We start from the raw sequence: 4,361 nt of genomic DNA, 5'->3' as shown, positions 1-4,361 counted from the left end.
AGCTACCGCCTCAAAGACCGAGACCTCGGCCGCGTCCCCGCGGCCAAAACCAACGACTGAAACCAACCAAAGGGTGGGTCAAGATTCCAGCGAACAAGCCGGGTCACGATTCGACCGACGTTGACACCATGTTGCGGTTGCCACAGGACGCATGCTTGGCGAGGGCGTCGACAGATCACCCGAGGTGTACAGTTTCTGGCCGCCGCCAGGTCATTTCCACGTAGCTGAGAACGGTAGTCGATCGACTGTGGATGTTCTGAAGATGACATCCGTCAAAGAACTGACCGACTATATGGTCAATCCGCCGACCGGGTCCAACGCAGACCGGTTGACCTCGCCGGTAGTCAGTTTCGGGCGAGGTCCCTGGTAGATAGCGCGCTCGGGCCCGCTCCCGCGCCTCTGGCGTCACCGCCGACGACGGGCAGCGGGGTCGGTCTGAGCCTGCCAGCGGCACAGCGCCTCTGCCGATACCTTCGCTTACTCGGCCAGCAACCGTACCGAGGTGCGACCGGACAAGGCCATCAGCATCGGCGTGGACGCGCCGCTCTCGGCCGCGTGCGTCACGCTGGTGTATTCTCCCGCACCGCTCACCAACGAGGATGGCGCAGCCGCGTTCGCCGAGGCAGCGCAGCCCGCGCAGCAGCGCGTTGCAAGGTTGCGGTTGTCCAGGTCGAGGGCCCGGCCGTATGCGGGCTGCTTGATCGGGTGTGTACACCCGATCAAGCGCCCCTCGTAGCTACCGTCGGCCAGCGGCGGAAGATGGGGTGCCGATAAGAATCGTGCCACACGAGGTAATCGGGGCGTGACGGCAACGAATGTCCGCCAAAACACTCTGGGCTGTGGCGCGTTTCCGCAGGTGGGCGCTGTACGCAGCATCGTCACGCCATCCGGGGACCGAATACGTCGATAGCGACAACTCGATTCAAGATCACATAATAGCCGTTTCACCGGGGTTTTCTCTCGCTATATGCCCCAGGTGACGCCATCCTTCGCTCGAATAGCCCTGTGCGCGATGCTGTTCCAAGGCCCGGTGGGGTGTAGAGGGTGTTCCACAGGGTGTTATGACGCACAGGGCGACGCAGTTGAGGATCAGCCCGAGTGCCGAGAGCTGGTCTTCCATGGAGGTCGAGGAACGGTTTCGCGGGATCCGGTTCTCAATCGTCCTCGTCGGGTGCGTCCGGATCACGCAGCGGCCGGTGAGCCCCGCCCAGGTCGGGCAGGTGGAAGCTGTAGTGACCGTCGAGGCGGATGTGGCGGCGGATGAATGGCGACAGCCGGGCAGCGTCCTCGTCACGGACCGGGTAGCCCTGTGCGCGCAGCTGCCAGAGCACGGTCGAGGTACACCGAATTCCACAGCACGGTGATATTCAAACGAGCCCGAGCGCGGACAGTTGGTCCTCCATGCCGTCGAGGTAGGCGCGCACGAGTTCACCCTTGCGGCCGTGGAAGATGCTGCGGCCCAGGTCGTGGCGTCCTTCTTGAAGGTTGGCCTGGGCCTTGGCTTCGCGCCGGTAGGGTTCGTCGTCGGCCAGGCGCAGGATGTACAGGGTCTTGAAAATCCGGCCGTAGCCGGCGATGGCCTGGCCCAGCGCGGTGGGGTTGCCGTCGCGGGAAATCATGCGCGTGACCTCGTGCGCGGAGACCTCACCACGGTTCATCGACACCGCCACCCGGCACATGTCCTCCCAGTGGGAGCACACTTTCTCTATGTCGATCCGCCCTCGTGCAGCCTTGTCCAGCGGGCCGTAGTCGGCAGCCGGGTCGATGCGCCACAACCGCTGATCGGGCAGGTGTTTCAGCTGCGGCCGGTACTTGCGGCCCAGCAAATGCAGCAGGCCGAAGACTATGTCCGAATACGATCCGGCGTCTGAAATGATGTCGTCGGGAACCTTGCTGCTCTCGGGTTGGCGCAGGATCACGTCGATGGCGTTGAGCGAGTCGCGCGGGGTGCCCGACACGACCATCGCGTTGAGCCCGGCGGCCTGGTCGTTGAGCATGTTCAGCCAGGTACTGCCCCGTTTCGGTCCGAAGTATTTTCGGTTGGGTCGGGCGTGGATGGACCGGACAGGTACCACGAACCGCATCCCGTCCACGCTGGCGACGCAGCCACCGCCCCACAGCTGAGCCAACCGCACCTCGGATTGGGCGTTGACCAGCACCGTGTTCGCTGCGGCCATCGTCTCCGCCCGTAGATAGTGCTGGTCGACGTGGCGCAGCCGATCACGGGTCAACGCGTCGACACCGGGCGAGGTCACCGGAACGAGCCCGACGTTCATGGCCTGGGCGCACAGGTCCGCGGCCATGGACACACCCAAGTCCGCGACGCGGGCCTTGGTGCCGGCGACGTGGGTGAACGACTCCCCGAACTCCGGATGCCAGCTCATCACTTCCAGGACCATCGTCATCGAGGTAGAAGAAGCGTTCCAGCTCGCCTCTCGACAGCACACCGAACCGGCCGTACCCGGCCCCGCCCTCATCACGCACAACCCGAAATGCAACCACCACACACCCGCCAGCACCCACTAATCCGGCGAATCAACCTTCACAGCAACGTGCTTCGATCACCAGCACTCGCTAACGCCAGTTTCCGTTCGACTGGACCCCACGTGCCGTAGCCGATGTCGGCCGCGACGAGTGGACGCCGATCGGATTCGCCCAGCAGGAGTCGGGTTCGATCGCTGCGTGCCGACAGAGCAACCAGTCGATGGGCGCTCCACGATCCGCTTGCTACTACTCGCCGATGCGGGCGATCGTGTCCGCTACCCGTTGCAGGTGGTCGGCCATCGCTTGGCGCGCGGCCTCGGGTGAGCCCGCCTCGATGGCCCGGACGATGGCCTCGTGTTCGCGATCGGAGTCGGCGCGGCGGTCTTGGGTCAGATTGAGGAATTCTGACTGCGGGTCCAGCGCGCGGCGGGTGTCGGCGACCACCGCGGTCAGCATTCTGTTTCCGCTGGCGGCCGCGATGGCGGTGTGCAACTCGCCGTCGTAACGGACCCATTCGCGGGCGTCTGTGGCCCCCGCCAGCTTGTCGAGCAGCTCGAAAAGCTGCCGCAGCTGGTCCGGCGTGCGGCGTTGCGCGGCGAACCCAGCGGTGGGGATCTCGATGAGTTGGCGGGCCTCGATCAGATCTGCGGCGTCGACACCGGCGAACGTCAGCTGCGGGCTCTCCTTCTTGGAGACGACGAAAGTTCCTCGGCCCGTGTGCGTTTCGGTGAGGCCGAGGGTCGCGCAGGCGTGCAGCGCCTCCCGCACCACCGGACGGCTGACACCGAACTGCTGAGCCAAGGCGAGTTCGGCGGGCAGGCGGTCGCCTACCGCGTACTCGCCGCTCTGGATCAGCTCCTTAAGCCGACGAAAGACCGCTTCCGTGGCGCCGATGCGGTGCACCCGGCCTTCTTCGACTGTCACGTGACCAAGTATGGAGATCCGCCGATAGAGCGTCAAAACGCTAGCCAGCATGTTTCGCGCCGAGGATTGATATTGACAGGGTGTGTGACCCGAATTACAGTGCAACCTGTCTTACAGCCTGACCGCATGGCAGCCATACTACCTCTACAGTCGCTTACGCCGTGCAGGCTGGATACGGCCCAAGGAAGGTTTCCATGACGCAGAACGACGAACTGTCGGCCCGGCCAGCCACCCCGCAACCAGCAGCGAAGCTCGACATCGGCGACGTCGGCTATCAGAAACAGCTACGCAAGCGCCATATGCAGATGATCGCGATCGGCGGCTCCATCGGCACCGGGCTCTTCCTGGGGGCCAGCGGGCGGATGGCGCTGGCTGGGCCGTCGCTGGCCATCGTCTACATCGTGTGCGGCGTCTTCACCTTCATGGTCGTGCGTGCGCTCGGCGAGCTGGTGATGTACCGGCCGTCGTCCGGTGCGTTCGTCTCCTACGCCCGCGAATTCCTCGGCGAGCGCGGGGCCTATTCGGTTGGCTGGTTGTACTTCCTGAATTGGTCGACCACCTTGGTCGCCGACATCACCGCCGTGGCACTGTACGTGCATTTCTGGTCGCCGTTCGTGCCGATCCCCCAGTGGGTCCTCGCGCTGATAGCGCTGGCGGTGGTGGTCGGTCTCAACGCGGTGTCGGTGCGGCTGTTCGGCGAGTTCGAATTTTGGTTCGCGCTGATCAAGGTAGGCACCATCGTCGCGTTCATGCTGCTGGCGGTGGTGTTCCTCGTCACCGGCACACCGGTCGACGGCAATGTTCCCGGCTTGTCGACGATCACAACTCATTCAAACTCGGTGACGGGCTCGAAGCCCTCGCCCGGCACGGCCGGCCGGGGTGAGAATTCGGGTCTCCGGCGCCTGCATGCCACCACTGGTTCACCGATCGGGGTTGTGCCCCTTGCCTGTTGA

2 protein-coding genes and 1 pseudogene are annotated in these 4,361 nt (G+C 64.5%); 1 reads left to right on the top strand and 2 read right to left on the bottom strand.

The window, feature by feature from the left end; genetic code table 11:
* Window positions 1–1,154 precede the first annotated feature (1,154 nt).
* Together GVY39_RS33550 and GVY39_RS33545 are read right to left on the bottom strand one after the other, a co-directional pair.
* Window positions 1,155–2,399, bottom strand: a pseudogene (locus GVY39_RS33550) (transposase).
* A 331-nt stretch (window positions 2,400–2,730) separates the two neighbouring features.
* Window positions 2,731–3,408: a FadR/GntR family transcriptional regulator gene (locus GVY39_RS33545; protein ID WP_236565824.1), complete on the bottom strand. Its 678-nt coding sequence runs from the start codon at window positions 3,406–3,408 to the stop codon at window positions 2,731–2,733.
* Window positions 3,409–3,602: 194 nt separating this feature from the next.
* Here GVY39_RS33545 and GVY39_RS33540 point away from each other — a divergent pair, with 194 nt between their 5' ends.
* Complete coding sequence (locus tag GVY39_RS33540; protein WP_159930978.1) at window positions 3,603–4,361, top strand: amino acid permease; 759 nt, start codon at window positions 3,603–3,605, stop codon at window positions 4,359–4,361.

It is taken from the genome of Nocardia sp. CY15, assembly GCF_009829295.1.
Lineage (GTDB): Bacteria > Actinomycetota > Actinomycetes > Mycobacteriales > Mycobacteriaceae > Nocardia > Nocardia sputi.
The sequence above is the reverse complement of the archived record's forward strand: the minus strand, read 5'-3'. Positions and strand labels throughout refer to the sequence as shown.

Bases quoted from the DNA above. Each gene is read 5' to 3' on its own strand.
- GVY39_RS33540 (WP_159930978.1), top strand. From the start codon at position 3,603: ATGACGCAGAACGACGAACTGTCGGCCCGGCCAGCCACCCCGCAACCA.